Source organism: Streptomyces sp. WP-1, assembly GCF_030450125.1.
Taxonomy (GTDB): Bacteria; Actinomycetota; Actinomycetes; order Streptomycetales; family Streptomycetaceae; genus Streptomyces; species Streptomyces incarnatus.
This window is the reverse complement of record NZ_CP123923.1, coordinates 7402464-7428241: the sequence shown is the minus strand read 5'-3', so window position 1 is coordinate 7428241 and position 25778 is coordinate 7402464. Positions and strand designations below refer to the sequence as shown.

Here is a 25778-nt window from a genome sequence, read left to right as displayed (position 1 = left end):
GGGATGCCGGACGGGAGAAAAGCGGAATGGCGGGAACCGGAATGGCGCGGGGCCGCCGGGCCGGGCGAGGGGCTGCGCGCGCCTCGGTGAGGGAGAGACGCGCGCAGCCGTCCGCGGGGCGCCCTTCGGTGGCCGTGTGCACGGCGGGGGCGCGGGTGGGGCGGTGGGTCAGAACTGGAGGTCGCGGGTCCCGGGCCCGGTGTACAGCTGGGCGGGCCGGCCGATGCGGCGCTCGGGGGCGGTGGCCGCCTCCGTCCAGTGGGCGATCCAGCCGGGCGCGCGGCCGACGGCGAACAGCGCGGTGAACATCTCGACCGGGAAGCCCATGGCCCGGTAGATCAGGCCGGAGTAGAAGTCGACGTTCGGGTAGAGCTTGCGTTCGAGGAAGAACGCGTCGTTGCGAGCGATCTCCTCCAGCTCCAGGGCCATGTCGAGCAGCGGGTCGTGGGCCGCCTTCCCGCACACCTCGCGCGCCACCTCGCGGATCACGCGGGCGCGGGCGTCGAAGGTGCGGTACACCCGGTGGCCGAATCCCATGAGCCGGAAGGGGTCGTTGCGGTCCTTGGCCCTGGCCACGTACTTGCCCAGGTCGCCGCCGTCGTCGCGGATGGCCTGGAGCATCTCGATCACGGCCTGGTTCGCGCCGCCGTGCAGGGGCCCCCACAGGGCGGAGAGGGCCGCGCTGACGGAGGAGAAGAATCCGGCGTTGCTGGAGGAGACCAGGCGCAGTGTCGCGGTGGAGCAGTTCTGCTCGTGGTCGGCGTGCAGGACCAGCAGGGTCTCCAGGGCGTGGACCATCGCCGGGTCGGTGGCGACCGGGCCGTCACCGAAGCACATGCGCAGGAAGTTCTCGACGTATCCGGCCGACGGGTCGTACGGGCGCCGGGGCCGGTCCTCGATCCGGGCGAAGGCGTGGGCGGCCAGGACCGGCATCGTCGCGAGCAGATCGAAGCCGGCCTGCTCGATGGAGGACGCGCCGTCGGGGGCGAGCGAGGTCATCACGGAGGTCGCGGCGGCGAGCATCGCCATGGGATGCGTCCCGGCGGGCATCGCGTCGAACAGCGGCCCCCAGATCGGGTTCCCGGGCAGCGTGCTGGCCGCGATCCGGGACAGCCACTCCTCCTCCTGGGCGCCGGTGGGCAGTTCACCGGCGGTCAGCAGGTGGGCCGTCTGGAGGAACGTACACTTCTCGGCGACCTGCTGCGCGGGATAGCCGCGGTAGAGGAGGATGCCCGCGTCGCCGTCGATGTAGGTGATCTCGGACCGGCATATCGCGGTGTCGGCCAGGCCCGGGTCGTAGACCAGGTAGCCCTCGCGTGCCAGATCCGCCGCCGCGACGGCCGGGCGTCCCATCACCGGCTCGCTGATGGCGAGTTCGGCTTGTACGACGTTCTTCCCGGCGGCGGTCCGCGGCTCGGGTACCCCGGGCGTCTCGTGCGCTGTCCTGCTCATCCAGGTCGTCCCCTAGTTCGTGTGTCCGTGGGCTGCGTCGGCGGTGTGGGCCGGGTGGCTCACAGCGCCACGCTCAGGCGTTCGGCCAGCGCGGCCTTGTAGGCGTCGGTGTCGAGGACCAGGTCCGGGATGACGGGCAGCAGCAGCGAGGGCGGGTAGGCGCCGTCGCGCACCAGGTAGGGCCGCTCGAAGGTGAAGTCCACGATGGTGTTCGACGGGTTGACACCCTCGGCCTCGACATCGACGCACTCGTCGTCGCGGTCGTTGACGAGGACCGCGTCCACCGCGCCGCCGACGTCCGCGATCGCCTTCTCGCGGGTGACGACGAAGTTGCCCTGCCCCGAGAGGTTCGCCGAGGTCAGCGCGACCGGCCGGCCGAACACCTCCAGGAGGCGGTTCAGCGCGCAGGAGCGCTGGTACATCACCGCGACGGTGTTCGCGCCCATCGTCATCCGCGGCGAGAACGCGTACGTGAGATCGAAGATGAAAGAGATCTCCGCCGGCCATATCCGCTTCAGTTCGGGCAGCCCGAATCCCTCGGGGAATCCGACGTACTTTTCCGTGTCCTCGATCCTCGGCACCGCGAGTGTCAGCGGGCCGAATTTCGTGCGCTTCTTCGCCTCGAAGACACGGGCGATCGCCTTTTCGTTCTCCGCGTCACAGATCAGCACATAATTCGTCCGGCTCGGGACGACAACGACACCGCCGTCACCGAGAATGCCCGCCACCTCGGCCAGGGAAGACTCGGATTCCTCAAGGATCAGGCCCGCCATGACACCTCCATTCAAAGCCGCCGCTTACCGGCCGGACGCAGATCGCAGCCCGGTCTCGATCATTACCCAGTCTCCGCAGCGCCCCGCACCCGGTCAATCGTGATTAGCAAATCAATCAACATCCACAACCGGCGAAACGGGGCGCGCATACACAGCGGCGATACAGGTCCGCGACAGGGCGAGGGAAAGCGGTTTCGCGGGACGGTGACACAAAGCGAAGGAGCGGTCACGGAAACGGCTCGCCGGGGCGGGCGGGCAGGCCCGGCAGGGGCCCCGGCGTCGGAGCGTCATCAGCATGATGTTCAAACGTCTGATGTTTGTGTAGGTTGTTCCCATGAAACGCATCAACGCACCGCGCCGGACGGCCAGTCTGTCCGCCCAGCTCGTGGACAGTCTCCGCTCGCACATCGAGGCCGGGGGCTGGCCGGTGGGGTCCCGGATCCCCTCGGAACAGGCCCTCATCGAGGAACTCGGGGTCGGACGCAGCACGCTGCGGGAGGCGATCGGTGCGCTGGTGCACCTGGGGCTGCTGGAGCCCCGCGCCGGGGACGGCACCTATGTCCGCTCGTCCAGCGAGCTCCAGTCGGTCATGGTGCGGCGGGCGAGCGCCGCGCAGCGGGACAACGTGCTGGAGCTGCGCACCGTACTGGAGGAGTACGCCTCGGGGGCCGCGGCCCTGCGCCGCGACGAGGCACAGCTGCGGCAGATGCGGGAGCTGCTGGCCGACGCCGACGCGGCTGCCGCCGGTGCGGACACCGCCGCGGCCACGAGCGTGGACGCGCTGTTCCACCGGGCCGTGGTCCGCGCGAGCGGCAACGAGCTGCTGGTCGAGGTGTACGACTACCTCGGTACGGCGCTCACCTCGTCCCTGGGCGGTCTGACCTGGGACGCCGCCCACGCGGAGGACCACGCCCGGCTGCACCGGCGGCTGGTCGACGCGATCGAGGCCCAGGACGTGGGCGAGGCGCGCGAGGCGGCGGCCGCGGTCGTCCGGCTCACCCGCGACCACGAGAACGGCGCACCGGGAGCGACGCAAGAGCAGTGAGCTCTCGGGCGGACGTGGTGCCCGAACGCCGCCCCCATCCACAGGATTTCCCTGTCACAGAAGGAGATGCCCCATGCCCCTCTCCCGACTCCCCGCCGACGAACTGGACGCCCGCGCCCGCCGACGAGGCGCCCATCTGTACGCAACCGACGCGCAGTTCCGCGACACCGCGCCCCTGGACACCGTCACCGAGGCGATCCGGCGGCCCGGACTGCCCCTCGCCGCCCTGGTGGCCACGGTGATGGAGGCGTACGCGGACCGCCCCGCTCTCGGCGAGCGGGCCACGGAGCCGTTCACCGACCCGGAGACGGGCCGCACCGCGCCGCGCCTGCTGAAGCGGTTCGACACGCTCACCTACGGCGCACTGTGGGAACGGGCCGGCGCCGTGGCCTCCGAGTGGCGGCACCACCCCGAACTCCCCGTGCGACCCGGGGATTTCGTAGCCGTTCTCGGTCGCCCCGGCATCGAGTACACCGTGGTGGAGCTGGCCTGTGTGCGCTCCGGCGCGGTGTCCGTTCCGCTGCCGGCCGGTGCCTCCGCCGAACACCTGGGCCCCATCATCGAGCAGACCGGACCGCGGCTGCTCGCGGTGGACGCCGACCATCTGGACGTCGCGCTCCGGATCGCGGCGAACGCCCCCTCGCTGGGCAGGATCGTCGTCGTGGGCCACCGCCCCGAGGTCACCGCGCACCAGGAGGCCCTGGGCTCCGCGCGCGGCCGGGGCGTCGTCCTGGACACCTTGGCGTCGGTCATCGACCGGGGACGGGGCTTGCCCTCGGTCCCACGGGTTCCCGCGACGTCGGCGGCCGACGCGCTCAGCACGCTGATCTACACCTCGGGCAGTACGGGCACCCCCAAGGGCGCCATGTACACCGAGCGTGTGGTCAGCCAGTTCTGGGTCGACTTCGTGCCCGGCCAGGCGTCGTGGCCCGCCATCGTGCTGAACTATCTGCCGCTCAGTCACATGATCGGCAGGGGCGTGCTGTTCGGCACGCTCGCCAAGGGTGGCCTGGTCTGCTTCCCGGCGGCCGGCGACCTGTCGACGCTGTTCGAAGATCTCTCCCTGGTGCGCCCCACCGAGTTCGTCATGGTGCCCCGCATCGCCGACATGCTTCTGCGCCACCACCGGGACGAGCTGTCCCGCCGTGACGAGACGGGCCGGGACGCCACCGAGTCCGAGGAGCAGGTGACGGAGGAACTGCGGGAAAAGGTCATGGGCGGGCGCCTCTTATGGGCCGTCAGCGCCTCGGCTCCGCTCAGCACGGAGATGACGGCCTTCGTGGAGAGCTGCCTGCACGTGCGGCTGCTGGACGGCTACGGATCGACGGAGGCCGGGATCGTCTTCCTCGACGGCCGCGTGCTGTGCCCGCCGGTGACCGGCCACAAGCTGGCCGACGTTCCCGAGCTGGGATACTTCGGCACCGACTCGCCGTATCCCAGGGGCGAGTTGCTGATCAGGTCCGAGCGGCTCGTGCCGGGCTACTTCCGGCGCCCGGACGCCACCCGTGAGGTCTTCGACGAGGACGGCTTCTACCGCACCGGCGACATCATGGCCCGCGTCGGTCCCGACGAGCTGAGGTACGTGGACCGCCGCGCCAACGTCCTCAAGCTGTCGCAGGGCGAGTTCGTGACCGTCTCCCGGCTGGAGGCGCTCTTCGGCGGCAGTCCGGCCGTCCGGCAGATCTTCCTGTACGGCAACAGTGCCCGCCCCTGTCTGCTCGCGGTCGTCGTACCCACGCGGGACGCCCTCGACAGCGCCGCCGGTGACCCCCGGCGTCTCAGGGCGGTGCTGCGGGAATCGCTGCGGAGCCTCGCGGCCGAGGCGGGACTGAACTCCTACGAGGTGCCACGGGATCTCCTGGTGGAGAGCGAGCCGTTCAGTCAGGAGAACGGGCTGCTCTCCGGAGTGCGCAAGCCGCTGCGACCGGCCCTGACGAAGCGCTACGGCGAGCGTCTCGAAGCGCTGTACGCCGAGTTGTCCGACCGTGAGGCCACCGAGCTGGAGGCACTGCGCCGCATCGGCGCCGACGTGCCGGTCCTGGACACCGTGCTGCGGACGGTCCGGGCGCTTCTCGGGCAGGAGGACGCCGCCGTGGCGCCCGGCATCCGCTTCCTCGAACTCGGCGGTGACAGCCTCACGGCACTGTCGTTCTCCCAGACCTTGAAGGAGATCTTCCACGTCGACGTCCCCGTGGACGTGGTCATCAGTCCGGTCAACACCCTTCGGCAGGTGGCGGATCACATCGAGCGGGCGCTCGCGTCGGAACACCGTCGCCCCACCGCCGACAGCGTCCACGGCCCGGCCGCGACGCGACTCGACGCGGGCGATCTACGGCTGGACGCGTTCCTCGACCCCCGCACCGCCGCGCACCGGCCGGCCGGTCCGCTGCCCGAGGCCCGTACCGTCCTGCTGACCGGCGCCAACGGCTACCTCGGCCGTTTCCTGTGCCTGGAATGGCTGGAGCGCCTGGCCGAGCGGGACGGGACGCTGGTGTGCCTGGTCCGCGGCTCCTCCGCCGAGGCGGCCCGGGCACGGCTCGACGCGGCGTTCGACAGCGGCGACCCGGAACTCCTCAGGCGTTACCGCGAGGCCGCCGACGGGCATCTGCGCGTGCTCCCCGGCGACATCGGGGAACCGGGCCTCGGGCTCGACGAGGAGACCTGGCGGCGACTGGCCGACACCGTGGACCTGATCGTCCATCCGGCGGCACAGGTCAACCACCTCCTGCCCTATGACCAGTTGTTCGGCCCCAACGTAGGGGGAACGGCCGAACTGATCAGGCTCGCGGTCACGTCCCGGATCAAGCAGTTCACCTATCTGTCGACGGTCGCCGTCGTCTTCGGCGACGAGGCAGCGGCCGACGAGTCGGCGGACATCCGCACCGCCTGCGCGACCCGCGATCTCCAGGGGGCGTACGCCGACGGGTACGCGGCCAGCAAATGGGCCGGTGAGGTGCTGCTGCGCGAGGCGCACGACGCGTTCGGCCTGCCGGTCGCCGTCTTCCGCTCGAACCTGATCCTCGCCCACCCGCGTTACGCCGGCCAGGTCAACATCTCGGACGTCTTCACCCGCCTGCTGCTGAGCCTGTTGGCCACAGGGACGGCGCCCGGCAGCTTCTACGCCCGCGGCACCGGCGACGACGGCGGCGGACACTACGACGCGCTCCCCGTGGACTTCACGGCCCGGGCCGTCACCGCGCTGGGCGACGACGCACGGGCGGGCCACCGGACGTACAACGTGGTCAACCCGCACGAGGACGGCATCTCGCTGGACACGTTCGTCGACTGGCTGTCGGCAGCGGGCCACCCGCTGGCCCGTGTGGCGGACTACGCCGAGTGGTTCGGCCGCTTCGAGACCGCTCTGCGTGCGCTGCCCGACCGTCAGCGGCAGCAGTCGCTGCTCCCCCTGCTGCACGCCTTCGCCACTCCGCAGCAGCCGCTGCGCGGATCCGCCCTGCCGGCGGACCGGTTCCGCGCGGCGGTCCGGGCCGCGTCCCTCGACGGGACGGACGACATCCCCCACCTGTCACAGGAGTTGATCACCAGATACGTGACCGAACTAGGCACTGTCCGGCGGATCACGTGACTTTCTGGCTGGCTGCTCGTTGGATCGAGCATGGGTCGGGGGGATCTGACGAATCGCGAGTGGTCGCTGCTCGAGCCGCATCTGCCGTCCGCGGGCGGTCGGGGAGGCCGGTGGAGCGACCATCGCACAGTGATCAACGGGATCCTGTTCCGGGTTCGGACCGGTGTCCCGTGGCGTGACCTGCCGGAACGCTATGGGTCCTGGAAGACGGTCTATGAACGGCATCGCCGCTGGTCGGCGGACGGCACCTGGGACCGGATCCTGCAAGCTGTCCAGGCCGACGCCGACCTTGCGGGGCGGATCGACTGGTCGATGGTCGGAGTGGACTCGACGTCCTGCCGGGCTCACCAGCACGCGGCCGGCGCCCGCAGGGCCAGGCCGCGGGTTCCGAAAAAAGGACGACGCCCCGGCACCACCGCCCCGATGAGGGACTCGGACGGTCCCGGGGCGGTCTGACCTGCAAGATCCACCTCGCCGGCGAGGGTGGATGCCGTCCCATGGCCCTGCTGCTCACGCCGGGTCAATGGGGCGATGCCCCGCAGATGATCGAGGTCCTGGACCGGATCCGAGTCACCCGGCCGCTGGGCGGACGGCCCCGGACCCGGCCCGGTCACGTCAGCGGCGACAAGGCTTACAGTTCCCAGCGCAACCGCCGCTACCTGCGAAGACGCAGGATCAAACACACGATTCCTGAGCCGAGGGACCAGCGGGCCAACCGTCGGCGCAGAGGCAGCACGGGCGGCAGACCCGTCGGGTTCGACCGCGAGCGCTACCGGCGTCGCAACGAGGTCGAGCGGACCATCAACCGGCTCAAGCACTTCCGCGCTGTCGCCACCCGTTACGAGAAACGGGCCTACGTCTTCCACGGCACGGTCACCGCAGCAGCGATCCGCTTATGGCTCCGCCCATGATCCGCCGGACAGCTCCTAGGGGAGCGGCGCCTGATCTGACGTGACACGTGAACGCCGCGGTGCCCGTCATCGGCGACCCCAGGGCGCCGAGGCGGGCCCGCCTGGCACCGCGGCACAGACCGGAGGCGGCCGGGGCGGTTCTCCCCTCGGCCACACGCCCGGCCCGGGATCGCTCGGGGCGTGCGGGCGCCGCCGTCGGTCGTGGCGGCGCCCGTGGACGGGTCGAGGGTCAGCCGTTGCTGCCCCGCAGGACGGGGCCGGTGTACACGAAGTGCATGCGGAAGTTGGTGTTCTGGGTCAGCTGTTCCAGCAGATGGGCGACCCACCCGGAGATGCGGGCTATGGAGAACAGGGCCTCCCCCGCCCCCGGGCTCATACCGGCGACGAAGCACAGGGCGCTCACGGCGAAGTCGAGGTTGACCGGGACCAGGCCGGCCTCGCGGATGTCCGCGAGGGCCTCGCGCAGGGCGGCCATCCGCAGCGCGCCGCCCGCGGGCAGGTCGGTGTCCGGGGGCCACTCCGCGGCCATCCGCTCCAGCAGGATCGCCGCCCGCGGATCCCGCTGCCGGAACGCCAGATGCCCGATCCCCGGCACCGGCTGGTCCGAGGCGATCAGCTTGGCCACCTGTGAACAGCCCGGATTCTCGTGGTAGCGGCCCAGCAGCTCCTCCACCCGGTACGCCGCCGCGCCCGGTGCGGTGCCCCGCATCGCGCACAGCCCGGCCAGTACGGCCGCCTTCATGTCGCCGCCGACCGAGGCGACGATCCTGCTGCACACCGTCGGCGCCGCCAGCCCGTTCTCCGCCGCCAGATTCAGCGCCACGTCCACGAGGGACACCAGCGCGGGCGGCATCACCGCCCACCGCGACGCGGGCAGCAGCCCCTGTGCCAACGCCCCGGCCACTCCGCCGCGTTCCACCGGCGGCACCCCGGTCGCGCAGTACACGGCGTAGGCGATGAGCCGCTGCGCCTCAAGGGTGCAGTCCTCCTCGATCACACTGCTGTGCCCGGCCCCCGACAGGGCGGCGAACCCGGACACGATCCGGTCCAACGGCAGCGGGAAACGCTCCCGGTCGACATCGGCGACCGACCGCCACTCCCGCGGGAACGCCCACGCGCGCGGCACCGCGGGCAGCGCCTCCACGCTCGCTCCCCACAGCAGTCGGGACACGTTCTCGAACCCCATCCCCCGGCTCAGCAGCAGCACGTCGTAACCCCGGTAGAACAACCGGTCGTTACGGATCAGCGCGATGCTCGACTCCAGTACCGCCCGCGAGCCCTCCCGTTCCCGCGTCTTGCGCCCCCGCGCCGCAAGACGCTCGATGTCGTCGCGCCGGAACCTGCTCCCCCGCGCCCCGTCACTCGCTCTGCGCAGCAGCCCCCGGCTCGTGTACGCGTAGATCGTCTCCCGCTTCACGCCCAGCCGTCTCGCCGCCTGCTCCGTCGTCAGCCACATCCCGTCGTCCATCCCGGACTCCTCGACGCTCACTCCGCATGTCCCCCTCTGATCAATGTGGACGAGACCCTCACGTAGAAGTTGCGGAGCACCCACAGAACGTTGACACGAAGGTGTAAGTTTTCGGCCGGATCCTGCCACGCAGGCACCACCACAGCAACGCAACGACGGGGGCCCACAGGATGGGGACAGTTGCGCACGGAACCAGCCGGAGGAGTCGCCTCCTCGTACGCCGGCACACCCGCGCCGGGAGCGGCGCACAAGCGGCAGGGCCGCCGGCCGTGGAACGCGCCGGTGTGCCCGCTCACCAGGCGCGATCACCGTCCCACCGCCCGCGCGTCCCTACGGCCGGGAGGTTGGAGGAAGCCGGTGGACGGTGTGCGGGCCGGGGCGCGAATCGGCCTTCGCGCACCCCGGTCGGGGACACGCACCTCCCTCAGCGACGTGCTGGGCGGGGAGCGGTCGGCCGGTATCGGAAGGAGCGAATCCGGACACCGAACGCCGTCGAAGCGACCACGCACCGACTCGACAGGAGAACACCGCACGCGCCGACTTGACAGCAGATCACCGCGCACAGCGGTTTGACCCGGGAACGGATTGACAGCAACGAGCCGGACAACGCCAGGGACCAGCAGGCCGCTTACTCCCTCTTGCACTCCAACTCCACGTAACAACAGTGGTGTTGGGCAGCTCGGCAGTACGCCGGGGAGGCAGGGAGATCCAGGGGTCGTGGGCCGTGGCGCGGCTACGCAACAGGGGATGTCAACACTTCATGACCGGCACCAGACGCACAGCACGCGCGACCATCGCCGACGGACCAGCACCGGCGGCGTCCACGAACGACGACGCACCACAGCAGACACCGGAGCAGTTACCGGAGCAGTCACCGGAGCGGGAACGGGATCCGCGACCTGAGTCGAGGCCGGGCCGGGACGCGGAGGAAGGCGACCGGGAGACGGTTCTGACCCGGCTCTTCCAGACCCAGTACACGTCCCTGCTCCGCCTCGCCGCGAGCCTCGGGGCCGACGACCCCGAGAACATCGTCGCCGAGGCCTACTTCCAGCTCTGCAAGCGCTGGCAGCACCTGCACCAGAAGCAAGCCGCCACCGCCTATCTCCGCACCACCATCCACAACCTGACCCGCATGCATCACCGGCGCCAGCACACCATCCACCACCACGCCCGAGCCACCCCCACCGAAACCGTCCTGTCCGCCGAGACCACCGCGCTCCAGCACCACGACCACCACACTCTCCACCAGGCTCTCCGGCAGCTCCCCGACCGTCAGAAGCAGGCCCTCGTCCTCCGCCACTGGCACGACCTCAAACAGAACGAGATCGCCATCCTCCTCCAGGTCACCGTCGGCACCGTCAAGACCCACACCCACCGCGCCCTCACGACCCTCACCCACACTCTCGCGCCCCTCCAATGACCCGCCGGCCGCCACGGGGGCGGCCCGGCGTTGCCCACCGAGCGGGCTCCGTTCGGCCGGCGCGCACCGCAGAGCAGTGGGGCGAGCCAGGGCCGGGCGACCCGGCCTCAGCGGAGCGGACGCGGTGGTGCCAAGTCCCTGACGTAGCGCACCTCCGGCACCGCGACTCCGTCGACCGGCCAGTCCGAGGAGCCGCCGTCCGGCAGGAAGCCGGCGCGTTCGTAGAAGCGGCGGGCGCTGGTGTTGGCGGCGAGCACCCAGAGGACGAGGCGCTGGAAGGAGCGTTCCCGGGCGGCGGTCAGCGTCTGCCGCATCAGGGCCCTGCCGATGCCGGTGCCGAGGCGGTCGGGAGCGGCGTAGAGGGCGAGGAGTTCACCGTCCGAGGGTTCGCGGTCGTCCTCGCGGGAGGGGCCCAGCGCTGCCCAGCCGACGACGGTGCCGTCCTCCTCCGCGACGAGGTTCAGCACCGTGTCCGTGGCGCGTTCGAACATGTCGCGTCGCAGGCGGGCGTCCTCCGCGACCGTGAGCGCGTCCAGGTAGCCCTGCGGCACCATCCCCGCGTAGGCGGCCTGCCAGCCCTTCACCCGTATCGTCGAGACGCCGTGGATGTCTTCTTCACGCATGGGGCGCACCCGTATCATCCGCTGATCGTAACGGCCGGGTGGGCGCGGCTCCGGTGCGGTGAGCACGTCGTACGGGCTGCGCGTGGCCCGCGGTCACGACCCGCCCCGCCGGGCCCTGTCACTCGGCCGGGAGGTCAGCGGTTGCGTCCGACAGGGAGTTCCAGGTGAAGTTCGTAACCGCCCTGTGCGGTGGGGCCGGAGACGACGCTGCCGCCGAGGAGTTCGGCCCGCTGCGCCAGGCCGACCAGACCGTGCTGGGCACTCGGCAGCACCAGTGCCCGCCGGAGCGGGGCGGTGTTGGTGACGGTGGTGCGGACGCGGTCGCCGCGGTGGACGATGCGGACGGTCGCCGTGGCACCGGGGGCGTGCTTGCGCGCGTTGGTCAGCGCCTCCTGCACGGTGCGGTAGACGGCGCGCTGCAACGCGGGCGGTAGGCCCTCGGGCAGATCGGTCTCCAGTTTCGCCTCGATGCCGCTGGCGTCGATCAGCCGCTCCAGGTCGGCGAGGGACGGCTGCGGTGTCAGTTCGCTCGGGCCGCCGCCGGAGTCGCGCAGGACGCCGACCATGTGCCGCAGTTCGTCCAGGGTCTGCACACTCAGCCGGCGGATCGTGGCCGCGGCCCGCCTCGTCTCGGTGTCCCTGCTCCCCACCTGGAGCGCTCCGGCCTGTACGGCGATCAGGCTGACCTGGTGGGAGACCACGTCGTGCATCTCCCGGGCGAGCTGGGCGCGTTCCTCGGCGAGGACGCTCCGGGCGGTCAGCAGCCGTTCCTGCTCGCGGGCCGCGCCGATGTCGGCCAGGCGCAGGGAGAGTTCGCGCCGGGCCTGGACGAGCTGGCCCAGGAAGACGGGGGCGGCGGCGGTGGCCAGGGTGTAGCTGAGGTGGAAGAGGTTGTTGGTCTGGGACAGTTCGGTGGCGTCGAGGGAGGACCACGGCCAGGGCAGGTAGTCGATGACGGCATAGGTGAGGGCGCAGCCGGCCAGCAGGACGCGGTGGCGGTTGAGCGAGGAGAGCGTGTACAGCGCGGCCATGGGCGCGAGGACCGCGTCGGTGACCAGGGCGGTGGGGAGCGTGAGGGCGAAGGTCGTCAGGGGCAGCCGGCGGCGGGCGCCGAGGGCGAGCGCGCCGAGCAGCGCGCAGGCGGCGGACGGCTGGTCCGTGATGCCGACATGGGCCAGCGCGTCGACCAGCGCGAGCCCGACGAGGAGCACATCGAGCTGCCGGTCCGAGGGCCGTCGGGGGATCACCGGGCGCCGTCGCCCCCTTCCCGGGAGAGCAGACCGGCGCGCTCGGCGATCAGCACGGCCTGGACCCGGCTGCCGACCCGCAGTTTGCCGAGCAGATTGGTGACGTGGCCTTTGACGGTGCCGGTGCTCAGGTGCAGCCGCTCGCCGATGTCGGTGTTGGCCAGTCCCTCGGCCATGAGGGCGAGGACCGCGCGTTCGCGCTCGGTGAGCCGGTCGGTGAGGCGGACCGCGGTGGGCTCGCGCACACCGCGGTCGAGGTAGCCGTCGACCACCCTGCGCGTGACCTTCGACGACAGTACGGTCCCGCCCTGTGCCAGTGTGCGCACCAGGTGGGGAAGCTCCTCCGGGTCGGTGTCCTTGAGCAGGAAACCGGCCGCGCCCGAGCGCAGTGCCGTGGCCACGTAGTCGTCGGCGTCGAAGGTGGTGAGCATGGCGACCACCGGGGGCTCGGGCATGCGGCGCAGGTCGGCGAGCACGGACAGCCCGTCGACGTCCGGCATCCGGATGTCGAGCAGGACGACGTCGGGCCGCAGTTCCCGCGCCGCGTGCACGCCCAGACCGCCGGGCACCGCGCCGACGACCTCGATGTCGTCCGCCGCGTTGAGAATGTGCGTGAAACCCGTACGGATCAGGGCCTCGTCATCGATCACCATCACCCGGACCACGTGCGCTCCGCTCGTCGCCTGCCTCCGTGCGATGCCTACCCCCGCGGGGGCCCGCCGGGGACGGGCGGCGCGCGGTACCCGCCGATCGGCGGCACGGACTCAGCCGGTCGGCGGGGGCGCCCCGGGCCGGTCGGCGGGCGGGCGGCCGTCCGGTGGGCGGAGGTGTTTGCGGACGCGTGGCGGGGGGTCTCGGGACGGCTGCCGGAGTGGTTCGGGCGGTGCCGCGGTGAACCCATCGGTACATGGCCCGCAAAGCACCGGCTCGCAGAACGACACCGGCCCCCACCGCACCGACTCGCAGAGGGACACCAACCCCAACGGCGCCGGACCGCAGGGCGACACCGGCCACCGCGACACCGGCTCGCGGAGCGGCCCCGGCCCCCGAAACACCGGCTCGCGGAGCGACACCGGCCCCCGAAGCGCTCCCGGCCTCGTCGTCCCGTATGCCACCGCCGCCCGCGCGAGCCGGTCGCGCCGCCCCGGCTCCCGTCCGGGCCGGGAGCGTCCCGCCGGGGCGGCTCGTCGGGATCGACCTGGCCCGTGGGCTCGCGGTCTTCGGCATGTTCGCGGTCCATGTCGGTCCCGACCCGGCGGTGGGCGGCCCGGTGGGGTTCCTGCTGGAGGCGGCGAGCGGCCGCTCCTCCGCCCTCTTCGCCCTGCTGGCCGGATTCTCCCTGATCATCATCACCGGCCGCCCGGGGCCCCGTACCGGCCGGGCGGGCCGGCAGGCCGTGGCCACGGTCGTGATCCGCGCCGTCGTGCTGCTGGCGCTCGGCTACGCGCTGACCGCCCTGGGCACCGAGGTCGACGTGATCCTCAGCTACTACGGGGTGCTCTTCCTCGCCGCGCTCCCGCTGTACCGGCTGCGGGCCGGGACGCTGGCCCTCCTCGCCGCCGTGACCGCCCTGGTCCTCCCCCAGGCCCTGTACGGGATCCGGGCGGCCGTCGCGGACGGCGGCTGGGCGGACGCGATCACGGCCCACGACCCCCTGGCCCTCCTCACCGGCACGGGCGGCACCATGGACCTGCTGTTCACCGGGGACTATCCGGTGCTCACCTGGATACCGTTCCTGCTCGCCGGAATGGCGCTGGCCCGGCTGGACCTGCACCGCCCGCACGCCCGGTCACGGCTCGCGCTGACCGGCGGGGCACTCGCGCTGCTGGGCTACGGCGGCTCCTGGCTGGCCCTGCGCCTGGTCCCGCACGCCCTGCCCGCCCTCGCGTCCGCCACACACAGCCCGGCGTCGTCCCCCTGGTGGTGGTCCGACACCGCGGGCGAACCCGGGGGCCGCCCCCCGCCGGCCTGGCTGCTGGTGGCCGTCCCGCACAGCGAGACGACGCTCTCCGTCGTCGGCGGCACGGGAGTCGCCGTGGCCGTGGTCGCCGCCTGCCTGACCGTCGCGGAACGCACGCCCCGGCTCGCCCGCGCGGCCGGCCCCGTCGCCGCGGTGGGCATGATGGCGCTCACCTCGTACGTCCTGCACATCCTGGCGCTGTGGTTCTTCGACGACGTCTGGTACGTCCCCGCCATCGACGGCGACGGCATGTCCGCCCTCGCGGTGCTGGCCGTCCTCATCGCGGCCACCATGCTCCTGGCGACGGCGTGGACCCGGCGGTTCCGGCGCGGGCCCATGGAGCAGCTCCTGCACCTGCTCACCCGCCCGGCCAGGTCGGTCGGGTGAGGCGCCCGGCCTCACGCGTGCGTCGCGCCCGGGGCGGCGTGGTCGGCCACCCAGCGGTCGACGCGGGCCCACTGGGCGAGCAGCCACTCGCTGCGGGGGCCGTCACCCCGCGGAATGCGGCTGGCGGGTATGCGCCACCAGTGCGCCCGCACGGTGTCACGCAGCGGCAGCCGGGTCCACGCGGTGCGCGCCGAGTGGACGACGTCCAGGCCGGTGTGGGCGACGAAGACGACATCGGCCGTGGGCGCGGCGGCGAGCGCGGCGAGGGCACCGGCGTCCCTCGGCGGCAGGACATGGCGCATCCGCTCCGCGCGGCGCGCCCGGCCCGGCAGCCCCCGGCGGCGCAGCGAGGCGATCGCCCGCCGCCGTCGGCGCGGCGTGAAGTTGCCGCCCTCCGGGAAGACGACGAGCGCGTCACCCGGGCCCAGACCGGCCGCCAGCTCCCCGATCGCCTCCTCGTCGCGGCCGTCGAGGGACGGGAGGAAGCAGTGGGGTACCTGCCCGATCAGGACATCGAGAGCGGGGTCGGCGCGCAGGGTCCGCTTCAGGACGATGTGGGGGCGCAGTCCGGCCTGGCCGAGCAGCGTCTGCATCAGCAGGAAGGAGTCGCCGACGCCGGCGTGCCGTACGAAGACCAGCAGCGGCACCGCCGGGTCCCGGGACGGGGCTCCCGGCGCGGGCGTCACCTCCAGCCGGAGCCGGAAGACCGAATCGGCGGCCCGCCGCAACAGCCGTAGCAGCCGTTCCAGCACGGCGAACGCGTCCGCGACGCGGCGCTGCTCGCGGTGCCGCCGGTCGGGCAGCCGCCGGGCCCACAGCACGGTGGCGGCGACCAGCCCGCCCAGCTCCGCCAGCAGGTACAGCAGGGCGAAGCCGGTGATCCGCACGGGTCGCCACGGCTCGCGGGTGACGGGCGCGAGCAGGGCGCAGAGCACTCCGGCGGCGACGAGGAGCCCGGCTGTGACGGGGACGAGCGCGAGCAGCAGCGCGATGGTGGTCGCGCGGCGCAGACCGGTGACCGCCGCACCGGCCAGGCGCGCCGGGCGCCCGCGGGGTGCTCCCGTGCCGGTCACGGTGAGCCGAACGCGGTGTCGAGGTACCGGGAGGAGGCCGCGTAGGCGCGTTCGATGCGTTCGGCGGTCCGCCCGAAGCTACGGTGCCGCAGCTGCCGCAGTGTCGCCGTGCCCTCGTCGTGGCCCGACCCCGAGGGCAGCACATGGACCGTGACCCCGTCCGGGAGGTCCGCCATGTCACGGGCGAACCGGTGCCTGCGGGCGATCTCGAACGCCACCAGAGCCACCTGCCAGGGGGCGCGCGGTGGCGAGAGGGCCCGCTCGACGCGGCCCACCTGGAGGACGTACACCTCGGTCGCCCCGAGGGCCACGGCGCGGCCGACGGGAATGCTGTTGACGAGGCCCCCGTCGACGTAGTGCTCCCCGTCCATCCGGACGGGCGGCAGCAGTCCGGGCACCGCGCACGAGGCGAGCACGGCGTCCGCCAGCGGCCCCTCGGCGAACCAGTGCTCGGCGGCGCGCTCGATGCTCGCCGCGACGCACTGGAACGACAGGGGCAGCTCCTCGATGTGCGCGACCGGGACATGGGAGGTGAGCAACTCGCGCAGGGGCGTGGCCTGGTAGAGGTGCGTGCCGCTGCGCGCGGCGGTGCCCAGCCGGCCCAGCAGCGATCCGGAGAACACCCCGGCACGCCCCAGGCCGGTCCACAGGTCGGCGAGCCGGGCCACGGACGAGCTGGACGGATCGGCCGCGACGGCGGCGCCGTTGATCGCGCCGACGGAGGTACCGACGACGAGGTCGGGGCGGATGCCCGCGGCGAAGAGGGCCTTGAGCATGCCGACCTCGTACGCGCCGAGGGCGCCACCGCCGCCCAGCACGAAGGCGCGGGTCGGCGGGGTCGGTGGACGGGTGGTGCGGCTCTCCTCCATGACGGGAGGGTGCCCCGAGACGGCGCCGTCACGCGCGCGGGCCCCGGGGCGAGGTGCCCCGGGGCCCGGCTGTCGGTGGTTCGTGTCAGTGCTCGGCCGTGCCGTGGCCGCCGTAGGAGCGCCGCACCGCGTCCGCGGCCTTGTCGGTCTGGGCGTCGTACTTGTCGCCCGTGCGCTCGTCGACCAGCCGCTCGGCGCGCTCGACGCCCTTGTCGGCCTGGTCCGGGTGGCTCTCGGCCATCTCCTTGGCCTTCTTCGCGATGTCCCCGAGCTTGCCCATGAGTTACCTCCCGCAGTGCCTTTCGTACCTGACCGCGGGTACCCCGCGCGCCGGGCGGAATGCGTCGGAACCGGGAGCGGACACCAGTGCGCCCCGACCCCCGTTCGTGCTCAGGCCCGCGGTGCCGTGTCCGGGTCGGCGTCCCGTGCCGCGCGCTCCAGGCGGTCGCGGTAGTCCTCCCACCACGCCGGGTCGTCCGAGGCCATGTTGTCGTTGCCCTGGCGCACGCCGACGTCGCCGTCGATGAGTTCCCGGACGATATCGGCGTGTCCGGCGTGCCGTTCCGTCTCGGCGATCACGTGGACGACGGCGCGGTGCAGCGTCACCTCGTTCCTGCCGTCCGGCCACCACGGCACCTTGCCGGTCGCGTCGAGCGCCAGCGCCTCGATCGTGGCGTCCGCGTGCGCCCACGCGCGGTGGTACAGCTCCACGACGAACCGGCGCGACTCGTCGGCGGTGGCCCACATGTCCGCGTTCGGCTCGGCGTCCTCGGCCAGCCAGGGCAGCGGTTCGCCGGACGGCCGTCCGAAGACGTCGCCGAGGTAGCCGAGTTCCATGGTGGCGACATGCTTCACCAGGCCGAGGAGGTTGGTGCCGGTCGGGGTGAGCGGGCGGCGGCCGTCGTACTCCGAGAGTCCGTCGAGCTTCCACAGCAGGGCGTCACGGGCGGACTGGAGGTATCGACGGAGGTCGGCCTTGGCGTCTGGGGTCGTCATGGGGCCACTCTGCCGTTCCGCCCGTCGGCTGCGGCTCCATTCGGCCATCCGCTCGGCCATCCGCCCCGGTGGCACTCGCCCAACTCCCCGTCGTGGATCGGTGAGCGAGGCCCGGGTGATCACCGTCTGGAGGTCGGGCCCGGGACGGTGGTTCCGGCGGCGCGGGCCAGTACGTCGGCGGTCCGCGCTCCTGCCTCGACGGCGTGGCCGGCGGTGCTCGGCAGGCAGCGCTGCCGCTCGGGCACGAACTCGGTCATGATGACCCCGGCGTGATCGGTCGCGACCTCGTCGAGGGACGCCGGCCGGCCGTGTCCGATCAGTGCCGTGTGCAGCTCGCGCGAGCGCTCGACGTCCACCGCCGGGTCGGCGGTGCCGTGCACCAGCCACACCGGTACGGCCGGCAGCGAGCCGCTGTTCTGGAGGTCCTCGATCGGGACGGTTCCGGTGCTCGGGGCGGCCGTACCGTACGCGCCCGCGATCCCTACGGCGGCTCGCGGCCGCCAGCCGCCGAACGCCTCGGGGTTCAGCGCGACGCCCACCGCCGCCTTGCCGCCGAGGGACCAGCCGGCGAGCACGATCCGCTCCGGGTCCCCGCCGAGACCGGTCACGTTCCGTCGTACGAAGTCGGCCGACTCCCGCAGGTGCGCCCGGCCGCCGTCCGGGGCGTCGGGGCGCCAGTCCGGCACCAGTACGACGACGCCCCGCTCCGCCGCCGCGCGGGCGACCGGCGCGAGGACGTCCCGTTCGTCGGGGCCCCGGCCGTGCCAGAGCAGCACCGCGGGCACCGGCTCCGACGCGCCGGCGGGCTGATACACGTCCAGGAGCTTGCCACTGGGCCCGTACGTGAGCCCCTCCCTGACGACGACCTCCGTGGCCACCGCACCCTCCGATCGATCCCCTCGCGAACCAGGTCACGCTATCAATCGGCGGTGCGGCGGGGACAACGGCGGCCAGGGGCCCGGCACCACCCCCGCGTGCCGGCCCCCTGTCCGCCCCGGGATCAGCCCGGCAGCTGACCGCCGCAGGTGGAGGTCCAGTTGCCGAGCTCCACCTGGGAGGGGTCGTTGGCGCGGTGGGCGGCGTAGTACGCCTGGCTGACGGCGTTCTTGACGGCGGCACCGGTGTTCGGGCCGACGACGCCGTCCGCGCTCAGGCCGTGCTCGCTCTGGAAGTGCACGACGGCGTTGCGGGTGAGGGTGCCGAACTGGCCGTCCTGGCCGAGGCCGGCGCCGTCCACGTCGTCCAGGGCGCGCTGGAGGCAGGCGACGGCCGGGCCGCTGCTGCCGGTCGCGAGGTTGCCGGCGGCGTCGGCGGAGCCGACGGTCAGGGCGAGGGCGGCGGCCGCGCCCAGGGTGAGGGCGGCGGTACGGCGGGTCCAGGTGTGCATACGCATGATCGGTGTCTCTCCTCGGAATTGCGCGGATACCGGCCCGGCGGCGGACCTTCCTCGTCCGCCGTCCGGCCGTCTGCGTTCAGCTGCCGATGACGATGCGTCGGCGGGAGCGCCCGGGGCCACGGTTTCGTTTCTGGTCGAATCCCTTGCCGTGCGGCGGTGACGAGCCCAGGATCGGGAGGTGCTGAAGATCCGCTTCACCGATCAGGACCTCGCGCGTACCCGGATCGCACCGGCCGCGGACATGTCCTCGGAACTGGTCCTGAGCCTCCACATGCTGGCGACCCGCCGGTCCGAGGGCAGCCTCGGGCAGTGGCGCGAGCAGCTCGGCCGGCGCTGGCGGCCACGCTCGGCGATGCTGTTCGATCTGTTCTCGACGACGGACCTGCCGGAGTTCCTGACCGTACGGCAGGACGCCCGCGACACCGCCGAGGCCACCGCGGCCGGGCTGGACCGGACCGGCCGCGCCTACGTGAACGGGCTGGGCCGGCTGCGCCGGCTGACGCCGTTCGCCAGGGATCTGGCAGCCGGGGACCGCAGATCGCGGGTGCTGCTCGGCGAACTGACGGCGGAGTACCAGGCGGCGGCGATCACCCCCTACCGGGAGCGGATCGACCTGCTGGTGGCGGCCGAACACCGGTACCGGGCACGGCGGTTGGCGGCCGGGGGCCTGGACGAGGTGCTGTCCACGCTGCGCCCGGACATCCGGTGGGAGCGGCCCGTGCTGACCCTGCCGATGTCGCCCTGTCTGACCGAGGTCGACCTGGGCGGGCGCGGCCTGCTGCTCCAGCCGGCCGTCTTCGCGTCCGGGCGGCTGGTGATCGCCGGCTTCGAGGCCCCGCAGGAGCAGCCCGTGCTCATCTATCCGATACCGGGCGACCGGCACCTGCTCATGGACGACCAGGTCAGCCCGCCGCCCGCGCTGACGGCCCTGCTGGGCCGGACCCGGGCCGCCGCGCTCTGCACCCTGGCCGCGGGCGGCCCCCTGAGCACCACCGAACTGGCCACCGCCCTCGGCATCTCCCCGGCCACCGCCAGCCAGCACGCCGGCATCCTGGCCGACGCCGGCCTCACCACCAAGGAGCGGCGGGGCGGGACGGTGGTGCACCACATCACACTGCTGGGCGAGGTGCTGATGAAGGGAGACGTGGAGGGCGGTACGGCGCCCCGACCGAGCAGGCGGCTCACGGCGTTGCAGCGGCCGAGCAGGGCGCCGGACGCGCGGTGCCGACCGACCGTGCGCAGGCCCGACGGCACGCGGCCGTAAGCCACCTGGCGTGGGCCGACACCACCGTTCCGTTCCGGACGCAGGGGGGCATCGGTGCGCTCGTCCCCGCCCTCCTCCTCGGCCACCCGGGCACCGCCGGATTCTCGCCGGCTGTCTACTATGTCGTCCTCGCCGGGTCCCCAGCCCCCCTCCGGCGAACCGGCGCACCCCCGCACCCCGACCCCTCGCGCCGCCCGAGCCCCAAGGACGAGTCAGAACCATGCGCGTGCTCCTGGTCGAGGACGAAGAAGATCTCCGGCATGTCATCGAGGCCGGGCTGCGGGGCGCCGGATACGCCGTGGACGCCGTCCCCGACTGGCCGGACGCGGACGTCCTGCTCGACCTCGCGCCGTACGGCTGCGTGGTCCTGGACCGCATGGTGCCGTCCGGGGACACCCTGGACGCGCTCCGGGAGCGCAGGCGCCGGGGCTGGACGACGCCGGTGCTGTGCCTGACGGCGATGAACGAGGTCCCGGACCGGGTGGACGGCTTCCACGCCGGGGCGGACGACTACCTGGCGAAGCCGTTCGCGATGGTGGAGCTGGTGCTGCGGGTGGGCAGTCTCGTCCGCCGGGCACCGGACCGGACGCCCGTGCACCTGCGCCACGCCGACGTCGAGCTGGACGAGGCCCGCCGCGAGGTGCGCCGGGCCGGGATCCTGCTGTCCCTGACGCCCAAGGAGTACGCGGTGCTGCGCCAGCTGCTCCTGCGCCCCGAGGAGGTCGTCACCCGCTCGACGCTGATCGAGCAGTGCTGGGACGAGATGGCCGACCCCCTCTCGAACGTGGTGGACGCGGTGGTGGCGGGCCTCCGCCGCAAACTCGGACCGCCCTCGCCGATCCGGACCGTGCGCGGGCACGGGTTCCGGTTCACCGGCAGCGCGGATCCGGAGTGACGGGCGACCACCAGGGACAGCGCTCGGCGGGACGCCCGCGCCGGGCACCGCGGCGCGGGCTCCTGACCCGGCTCCTGACCGGGCGGCACGGCCGGCCCGCCACAGCGCGGCGCGCCGCGCGTCCGTCCCCGGCCCGCCGCCGCCTCGGCCGGCTCCAGTGGCGGCTGACACTGGCGTACACGCTGATCACGCTGGCCGGGGTGGGCGCGCTGTCGTGGCTGGTGATCCGTACCGACGGACGGTCCTGGCAGTCCGCCGAGTACGAGGACATGCACCGGCGGGCGGCGGTGGCCGTGTCGCTGATCTACTACACCGACGCGGGGATCCAGCTGGACGGCCTGTACGACGACGAGGCGACCAGCGCGGGCGCGCAGGTGATCGTGCTCCAGGCGCACGGGGACCGGCTGCGGCGGGTGTTCACCTCGCGCGGCCCCGGCGTGGACGTCGCGGCGGACGCGGTCGACCGGATCGCGCACCGGGCGATGGCCCACGACGACACCGAGAGCACACGGGCCCGTACCGGCGAAGGCGGTTCCGTGTACCTGCTGGCGCTGCCCTACTACCAGGACCAGTCGCAGAAGACGGCCGGCGCGGTGGTGGTGGCCGGTGACCCGGCGAAGGGGCAGGCCCAGCACCGGCGTCTGGCGGTGGCGGTGCTGTCCGGTTCGGGTCTGCTGGTCCTGCTGTCGGCGGTGACCGGATACGTGCTGTCGGGGCGGAGCATGCGGCCCGCGTGGGAGGCGCTGGACGCACAGGAGCGGCTGCTCGCGGACGCGGCGCACGAGCTGCGTACCCCGGTGGCGGTGATGCGAGGCTCGGTGGACATCGCGGACGCCGATCCGGGAGGTCTGCACTCGCATCTGCCGCGGCTGCGGCGGGCCGCGGACCGGATGACGGACGTCGTCGACAACATCCTCACCCGTGGCCGGCTCCAGTCGACGGGCACGTTCCGGCCGGTGCCGCTGCGGCTGGACCAGCTGGTCGAGCAGGTCTGCGAGGAACTGCCGGTCTCCCGGCACACCGTGACGACCTCGCTGGAGGCGTCGGTGGCGACGGCGGATCCGGCACTGGTGCGGATCGCGGTGCGCAATCTGCTGGCCAACGCCCTGCGGCACGGGCGGACTCCGGGGGATCCCGAGGACCGCGCCGAGGTGGACGTCATGGTGCGCGGTACGGCGGTGACGGTGGCGGACCGGGGCGCCGGGGTGGACCCGGACGGACTGCCCGGCCTGCTGGAGCGGTTCCGCTCCGACGGCGGCGGCACCGGCATCGGGCTGTCGCTGGTGCGGGAGGTCGCCGCCACGCACGGCGGGCAGGTGACGGTCCGGCGCAGACCGGGCGGCGGTTCGGCGTTCGTGCTGACGCTGGGGCCGCTCCAGCGGTCGGCCGGGCACCGCCGGACACCGCGTCCCTCATGAAATCCTCATGGTCGGCGGCCCAGGATGTGCGCGTCAGTACGACCGTTGCACAGGAGTCCGTGTGTCGAAGCACTCCGCTGTACCTTTCTTCCGCCGCACCAGCACCGTCGTCGCCGGTGCGGTCGGGGTCGCCGCCGCTCTCGGGGCGGGGCTGACGCTGTCCGACGTCTTCGCGGACACCCCGGCCGCGAAGGCGGCACCGAAGGTGGTGCTCCCCGCGGCCAACGCCACGTTCGACTACCAGATCGGCGGCGCGTACACCCCGGCCAAGGGCGTCACCGCCGTGTCGCGCGACCGGTCCGCGGAGCCCGCCAAGGGCCTCTACAACCTGTGCTACGTCAACGCGTTCCAGGCCCAGCCCGACGCGCTGAGCTGGTGGACGAAGAACCACCCCGACCTGGTGCTGCGGGACAAGGGCAAGCGTCCGGTGCTCGACCAGGACTGGGACGAGGCGCTCCTGGACACGTCCACGGCCGACAAGCGCTCCCGTCTCGCCGAGGTCGTCGGCGGCTGGATCGACGGCTGTGCCAAGAGCGGCTTCCAGGCCGTCGAGCCGGACAACCTCGACTCCTACGAGCGTTCCGGCGGACGGCTGACGAAGGCGGACAACTCGGCCTTCGCGAAGCTGCTGGCCGACCGGGCGCACGCCGCCGGTCTCGCCATCGGGCAGAAGAACACGGCCGACATGCTCCCGGACCGCACGAAGATCGGCTTCGACTTCGCCGTCGCCGAGGAGTGCGGGCAGTACAACGAGTGCGGTGAGTACGCCAAGGCGTACGCCGACCGGGTCTTCGTGATCGAGTACAAGGACAGCGGTTTCAGCCGTGCCTGCTCGGGCTTCGGCTCGAAGCTCGGCATCGTCCGGCGCGACCTGGACGTCTCGGTCCGCGGCTCCGAGGACTACACCTTCCGCACCTGCTGACCGGCCCCGGCGACGGGCGGCCGGTGCTCGGCCGCCCGTCGGTCCGCCGGGGCGCGGCGCCCCGGCGGACCCTCGGGGTCACAGGCTCGGCGGACACATGCGCCGGGCCTTTCCGCCCTTGATCACCGCGTCGACGCAGCCGCCGGGCAGGCCGGCGTGCGTCGTGGCGGAGAAGTTGGCGGTCACGGTCAGGGCGCCGTCGCCGAAGGCCGTCCGCTGCACCAGGCTGTCCGGCGTCAGCCGGCTGAAGCCGGTCATCGGCAGCGTGGCCGCGGCCTTGTGCAGCGGCTCGAAGTACTTTTGCAGCGCGGCGATCTGCTTGCCGTGCTCGTCCAGTTCGGACTGGTCGAGGACCAGGTTGAGCGGCACGTTGTACAGCATCGCCAGCAGCGCGCGGGTGCGGCTCTGGTCCGGCAGCTTCGACCAGGACAGCTCCCAGCGCTCGGTGCTGATCACCGAGTCGTGCAGCACGGTCTGGTAGAGCGGCACCCGGTACCTCGGGTCGTACATCGCCTTGGCGATGTCGTCCGGCAGGTGGACGGGCTTGAAGTAGACCCCGGGCGCCCCGGCGGGCGCATAACCGCCCCAGGTGGCCCGGTCCCGCTCCAGCGCCCACAGTCCGTCGGTGACGGGCGTGCCGGAACCGTGGCTGAAGGACACCACCTTGTTCGCCCAGGAACCGGCGCTCTCCGAGCCGAGGACCAGCTTCCCGTCGCCGGACAGCCGTGCCATGCGCTCCAGCCGGTTCCGGCGGTCCTGCGCCTGGGTCATCGGGTGCGCCGGGGACCGGTCGGTGAACAGCTCGCCGGCCGCGTCGACGTCGAGGAAGTAGCTGTCGGCGCCGTTGGCGGTCATCTCCCGGGTCCGCTCGGCGAGATAGTGCTTCGACGGTTCGGCGCGCTTGAGGGCCTCGGAGCTGACGTAGCAGCCGCGCCCGCCGAAGCCGGTGACCGGCTTGCCGTCCGCGTCCCGTACGCAGGCGTCCGGCCACACCGGGGACGGCCACTTCGAGACCGGGGTGTCGGCCGAGTCCGGGTCCTGGGCGTTGGCCCAGGAGTCGTACGGTCCCACGAGGTAGCCGGAGCGTTCGGCGAGGGCGACGGCCTTGGCGTCCATGGGCGAGCCGTCGGCGTCGTAGCCGAGCCACATCCGGCCGATGCCGAGGTCCCGCAGCCGGCGCACGCCCTCGGCGGTGCGTGCCTGGCCCCAGGTGTAGGCGTGGAAGGCCCCCACCAGCCTGCCCACCCCGGGGTTCGCGGCGATCTTCGCGCGCAGGGTGGTGATGCCGCCGTGGCCGAGCAGCCAGGCGCGGTAGTCGCGGGCGGCGGCCACCGGCGAGCCGTCGGTGAGCGCGAAGGTGATCTTGTAGTTCCCGGTGCCCTCCCGCGCCGAGAACGCGTGCCGTGCCTCGGCGCGCAGACGGCCGCCGGAGGAGACGAACGTCAGCGTGCTGCCGATGTCGGACTCGGCGATGTAGCTCGAACCGTGCCCGCTCGCGCGGCTGGTGCCCCAGAACGGCATGGTCAGGCCGTCGGAGAGGCCCGCCTCGCTGCCGGCGAGCCCGGCCTTCGACGAGTTCCACCACCGGTCGGCGACCGGTACCGACAGGCCCTCGCCGCGCGGTATCTGCATCTCCCGGGTGGCCGGGTCGCCGCCGGTCACGGGCCAGTTCAGCGTGGTCTCGCGGGCGGAGCGCACCGACACCGCCAGGCGTCCGTCGCGGGCGGCGGCCGTCACGGTGAAGCCCGTCGACGGGTAGCGCCAGGTGGCCTCGTTCCCGCGCACCGACACCTTCCCTGCGGGGCCCAGGCCGTCCGCCGCGGGCGCCGAGAGCTGCCAGCCGCTGCCGTCGTCGGCCTGTGCGCGCACGGCGAGCGAGGCGGTGTCCACCGTCGCGTGTCCGCCCGCGACGGGTACGGTCACCCGGCCCCCGTGCACCTCGACGCGCTGCCGGTCACCGGTGCCGTCACCGAACGCGGTGGCCGTGCCGACCACGCCGAGCACCGCGAGGGCGCCGCTCAGCGCGACGGCCTTCTTCCTGGTCTTCCTGATTTTCCTCGCCTTCATGGTCCG

At 72.9% G+C, this 25778-nt stretch carries 22 protein-coding genes; 9 read left to right on the top strand and 13 right to left on the bottom strand.

Annotated elements, in window-relative coordinates:
• Nucleotides 1-168 precede the first annotated feature (168 nt).
• Nucleotides 169-1452, bottom strand: a complete 1284-nt coding sequence (locus QHG49_RS33040) for a citrate/2-methylcitrate synthase (protein WP_301492474.1) — start codon at nucleotides 1450-1452, stop codon at nucleotides 169-171.
• 59 nt (nucleotides 1453-1511) lie between these two features.
• Entirely contained in the window at nucleotides 1512-2225 is a 714-nt protein-coding gene (locus QHG49_RS33035; RefSeq protein ID WP_301492472.1) for an L-threonylcarbamoyladenylate synthase, read from the bottom strand.
• Nucleotides 2226-2559: 334 nt separating this feature from the next.
• Here QHG49_RS33035 and QHG49_RS33030 point away from each other — a divergent pair, with 334 nt between their 5' ends.
• The 3 genes from QHG49_RS33030 to QHG49_RS33020 all read left to right on the top strand — a co-directional run bounded on the left by QHG49_RS33030 (nucleotide 2560) and on the right by QHG49_RS33020 (nucleotide 7767).
• Nucleotides 2560-3270, top strand: a complete 711-nt coding sequence (locus tag QHG49_RS33030; RefSeq protein ID WP_301492471.1) for a FadR/GntR family transcriptional regulator — start codon at nucleotides 2560-2562, stop codon at nucleotides 3268-3270.
• Between the two features lie 73 nt (nucleotides 3271-3343).
• Entirely contained in the window at nucleotides 3344-6856 is a 3513-nt protein-coding gene (car, locus tag QHG49_RS33025; RefSeq protein ID WP_301492469.1) for a carboxylic acid reductase, read from the top strand.
• Nucleotides 6857-6886: 30 nt separating this feature from the next.
• A protein-coding gene (locus QHG49_RS33020; protein ID WP_301492468.1) for an IS5 family transposase occupies nucleotides 6887-7767 on the top strand; the annotation gives its coding sequence in 2 pieces (ribosomal slippage) (nucleotides 6887-7247 and nucleotides 7247-7767; 882 coding nt in all).
• A 229-nt stretch (nucleotides 7768-7996) separates the two neighbouring features.
• Here QHG49_RS33020 and QHG49_RS33015 read toward each other — a convergent pair.
• Nucleotides 7997-9235, bottom strand: a complete 1239-nt coding sequence (locus tag QHG49_RS33015; RefSeq protein WP_301492467.1) for a citrate/2-methylcitrate synthase — start codon at nucleotides 9233-9235, stop codon at nucleotides 7997-7999.
• A gap of 760 nt (nucleotides 9236-9995) precedes the next feature.
• Here QHG49_RS33015 and QHG49_RS33010 point away from each other — a divergent pair.
• Nucleotides 9996-10655, top strand: coding sequence for an RNA polymerase sigma factor (locus QHG49_RS33010; RefSeq protein ID WP_301492466.1), 660 nt, complete (start codon nucleotides 9996-9998; stop codon nucleotides 10653-10655).
• A 107-nt stretch (nucleotides 10656-10762) separates the two neighbouring features.
• Here QHG49_RS33010 and QHG49_RS33005 read toward each other — a convergent pair whose 3' ends face one another.
• From QHG49_RS33005 to QHG49_RS32995, 3 genes are all read right to left on the bottom strand, one after another.
• Nucleotides 10763-11278, bottom strand: a complete 516-nt coding sequence (locus tag QHG49_RS33005; RefSeq protein ID WP_301492465.1) for a GNAT family N-acetyltransferase — start codon at nucleotides 11276-11278, stop codon at nucleotides 10763-10765.
• 134 nt (nucleotides 11279-11412) lie between these two features.
• Nucleotides 11413-12525, bottom strand: a complete 1113-nt coding sequence (locus tag QHG49_RS33000) for a sensor histidine kinase (protein WP_370530547.1) — start codon at nucleotides 12523-12525, stop codon at nucleotides 11413-11415.
• Nucleotides 12522-13190, bottom strand: a complete 669-nt coding sequence (locus tag QHG49_RS32995) for a response regulator transcription factor (RefSeq protein ID WP_301492463.1) — start codon at nucleotides 13188-13190, stop codon at nucleotides 12522-12524. Before QHG49_RS32995 ends, QHG49_RS33000 begins: the two co-directional genes overlap by 4 nt.
• A gap of 443 nt (nucleotides 13191-13633) precedes the next feature.
• On the opposite strand from QHG49_RS32995, the gene QHG49_RS32990 reads away from it, so the two are divergent.
• On the top strand, nucleotides 13634-14872 hold the full coding sequence (locus QHG49_RS32990; protein WP_301492462.1) for a DUF418 domain-containing protein: 1239 nt from the start codon (nucleotides 13634-13636) through the stop codon (nucleotides 14870-14872).
• A gap of 11 nt (nucleotides 14873-14883) precedes the next feature.
• Here the strand turns inward: QHG49_RS32990 and QHG49_RS32985 are convergent, their stop codons facing one another.
• From QHG49_RS32985 to QHG49_RS32960, 6 genes are all read right to left on the bottom strand, one after another.
• Nucleotides 14884-15945: a 1-acyl-sn-glycerol-3-phosphate acyltransferase gene (locus QHG49_RS32985; protein WP_301492460.1), complete on the bottom strand. Its 1062-nt coding sequence runs from the start codon at nucleotides 15943-15945 to the stop codon at nucleotides 14884-14886.
• On the bottom strand, nucleotides 15942-16814 hold the full coding sequence (locus QHG49_RS32980; protein WP_145487814.1) for a patatin-like phospholipase family protein: 873 nt from the start codon (nucleotides 16812-16814) through the stop codon (nucleotides 15942-15944). Before QHG49_RS32980 ends, QHG49_RS32985 begins: the two co-directional genes overlap by 4 nt.
• Nucleotides 16815-16899: 85 nt before the next feature.
• Nucleotides 16900-17094 carry an antitoxin gene (locus QHG49_RS32975; RefSeq protein WP_145487816.1) on the bottom strand — a complete coding sequence of 65 codons (195 nt, stop codon included), beginning with the start codon at nucleotides 17092-17094 and terminating at the stop codon, nucleotides 16900-16902.
• 110 nt (nucleotides 17095-17204) lie between these two features.
• On the bottom strand, nucleotides 17205-17810 hold the full coding sequence (locus QHG49_RS32970) for a DinB family protein (protein WP_301492458.1): 606 nt from the start codon (nucleotides 17808-17810) through the stop codon (nucleotides 17205-17207).
• 119 nt (nucleotides 17811-17929) lie between these two features.
• The gene (locus QHG49_RS32965) at nucleotides 17930-18688 is read right to left on the bottom strand and encodes an alpha/beta hydrolase (protein WP_301492456.1); all 759 of its coding nucleotides are present in this window, start codon (nucleotides 18686-18688) and stop codon (nucleotides 17930-17932) included.
• A 122-nt stretch (nucleotides 18689-18810) separates the two neighbouring features.
• A complete protein-coding gene (locus QHG49_RS32960; protein WP_145487821.1) occupies nucleotides 18811-19203 on the bottom strand; it encodes a peptidoglycan-binding protein in 393 nt (130 codons plus the stop codon).
• 181 nt (nucleotides 19204-19384) lie between these two features.
• On the opposite strand from QHG49_RS32960, the gene QHG49_RS32955 reads away from it, so the two are divergent.
• The 4 genes from QHG49_RS32955 (at nucleotide 19385) to QHG49_RS32940 (ending at nucleotide 23705) form a co-directional block, all read left to right on the top strand.
• Nucleotides 19385-20470 (top strand): helix-turn-helix transcriptional regulator, encoded by a 1086-nt coding sequence (locus QHG49_RS32955; protein ID WP_301492454.1) that lies wholly within the window; start codon nucleotides 19385-19387, stop codon nucleotides 20468-20470.
• A gap of 220 nt (nucleotides 20471-20690) precedes the next feature.
• On the top strand, nucleotides 20691-21365 hold the full coding sequence (locus QHG49_RS32950) for a response regulator transcription factor (protein WP_159707494.1): 675 nt from the start codon (nucleotides 20691-20693) through the stop codon (nucleotides 21363-21365).
• Nucleotides 21362-22783 carry a sensor histidine kinase gene (locus QHG49_RS32945; protein ID WP_370530546.1) on the top strand — a complete coding sequence of 474 codons (1422 nt, stop codon included), beginning with the start codon at nucleotides 21362-21364 and terminating at the stop codon, nucleotides 22781-22783. The genes QHG49_RS32950 and QHG49_RS32945 overlap by 4 nt, the downstream gene beginning before the upstream one ends.
• Before the next feature lie 61 nt (nucleotides 22784-22844).
• Nucleotides 22845-23705, top strand: a complete 861-nt coding sequence (locus tag QHG49_RS32940; RefSeq protein ID WP_301492451.1) for an endo alpha-1,4 polygalactosaminidase — start codon at nucleotides 22845-22847, stop codon at nucleotides 23703-23705.
• Nucleotides 23706-23783: 78 nt separating this feature from the next.
• Here QHG49_RS32940 and QHG49_RS32935 read toward each other — a convergent pair whose 3' ends face one another.
• Complete coding sequence (locus QHG49_RS32935) at nucleotides 23784-25772, bottom strand: glycoside hydrolase (protein ID WP_301492448.1); 1989 nt, start codon at nucleotides 25770-25772, stop codon at nucleotides 23784-23786.
• Nucleotides 25773-25778 lie beyond the last annotated feature (6 nt).

Excerpts from the sequence above, each read along its gene's own strand:
- QHG49_RS32960 (WP_145487821.1), bottom strand. The coding sequence starts at position 19,203 with ATGCGTATGCACACCTGGACCCGCCGTACCGCCGCCCTCACCCTGGGC.
- QHG49_RS33010 (WP_301492466.1), top strand. The coding sequence starts at position 9,996 with ATGACCGGCACCAGACGCACAGCACGCGCGACCATCGCCGACGGACCA.
- QHG49_RS32970 (WP_301492458.1), bottom strand. The coding sequence starts at position 17,810 with ATGACGACCCCAGACGCCAAGGCCGACCTCCGTCGATACCTCCAGTCC.
- QHG49_RS33015 (WP_301492467.1), bottom strand. The coding sequence starts at position 9,235 with ATGGACGACGGGATGTGGCTGACGACGGAGCAGGCGGCGAGACGGCTG.
- QHG49_RS32975 (WP_145487816.1), bottom strand. The coding sequence starts at position 17,094 with ATGGGCAAGCTCGGGGACATCGCGAAGAAGGCCAAGGAGATGGCCGAG.
- car (WP_301492469.1), top strand. The coding sequence starts at position 3,344 with ATGCCCCTCTCCCGACTCCCCGCCGACGAACTGGACGCCCGCGCCCGC.
- QHG49_RS33005 (WP_301492465.1), bottom strand. The coding sequence starts at position 11,278 with ATGCGTGAAGAAGACATCCACGGCGTCTCGACGATACGGGTGAAGGGC.
- QHG49_RS32990 (WP_301492462.1), top strand. The coding sequence starts at position 13,634 with ATGCCACCGCCGCCCGCGCGAGCCGGTCGCGCCGCCCCGGCTCCCGTC.
- QHG49_RS33035 (WP_301492472.1), bottom strand. The coding sequence starts at position 2,225 with ATGGCGGGCCTGATCCTTGAGGAATCCGAGTCTTCCCTGGCCGAGGTG.
- QHG49_RS32980 (WP_145487814.1), bottom strand. The coding sequence starts at position 16,814 with ATGGAGGAGAGCCGCACCACCCGTCCACCGACCCCGCCGACCCGCGCC.
- QHG49_RS32950 (WP_159707494.1), top strand. The coding sequence starts at position 20,691 with ATGCGCGTGCTCCTGGTCGAGGACGAAGAAGATCTCCGGCATGTCATC.
- QHG49_RS33030 (WP_301492471.1), top strand. The coding sequence starts at position 2,560 with ATGAAACGCATCAACGCACCGCGCCGGACGGCCAGTCTGTCCGCCCAG.
- QHG49_RS33040 (WP_301492474.1), bottom strand. The coding sequence starts at position 1,452 with ATGAGCAGGACAGCGCACGAGACGCCCGGGGTACCCGAGCCGCGGACC.
- QHG49_RS32935 (WP_301492448.1), bottom strand. The coding sequence starts at position 25,772 with ATGAAGGCGAGGAAAATCAGGAAGACCAGGAAGAAGGCCGTCGCGCTG.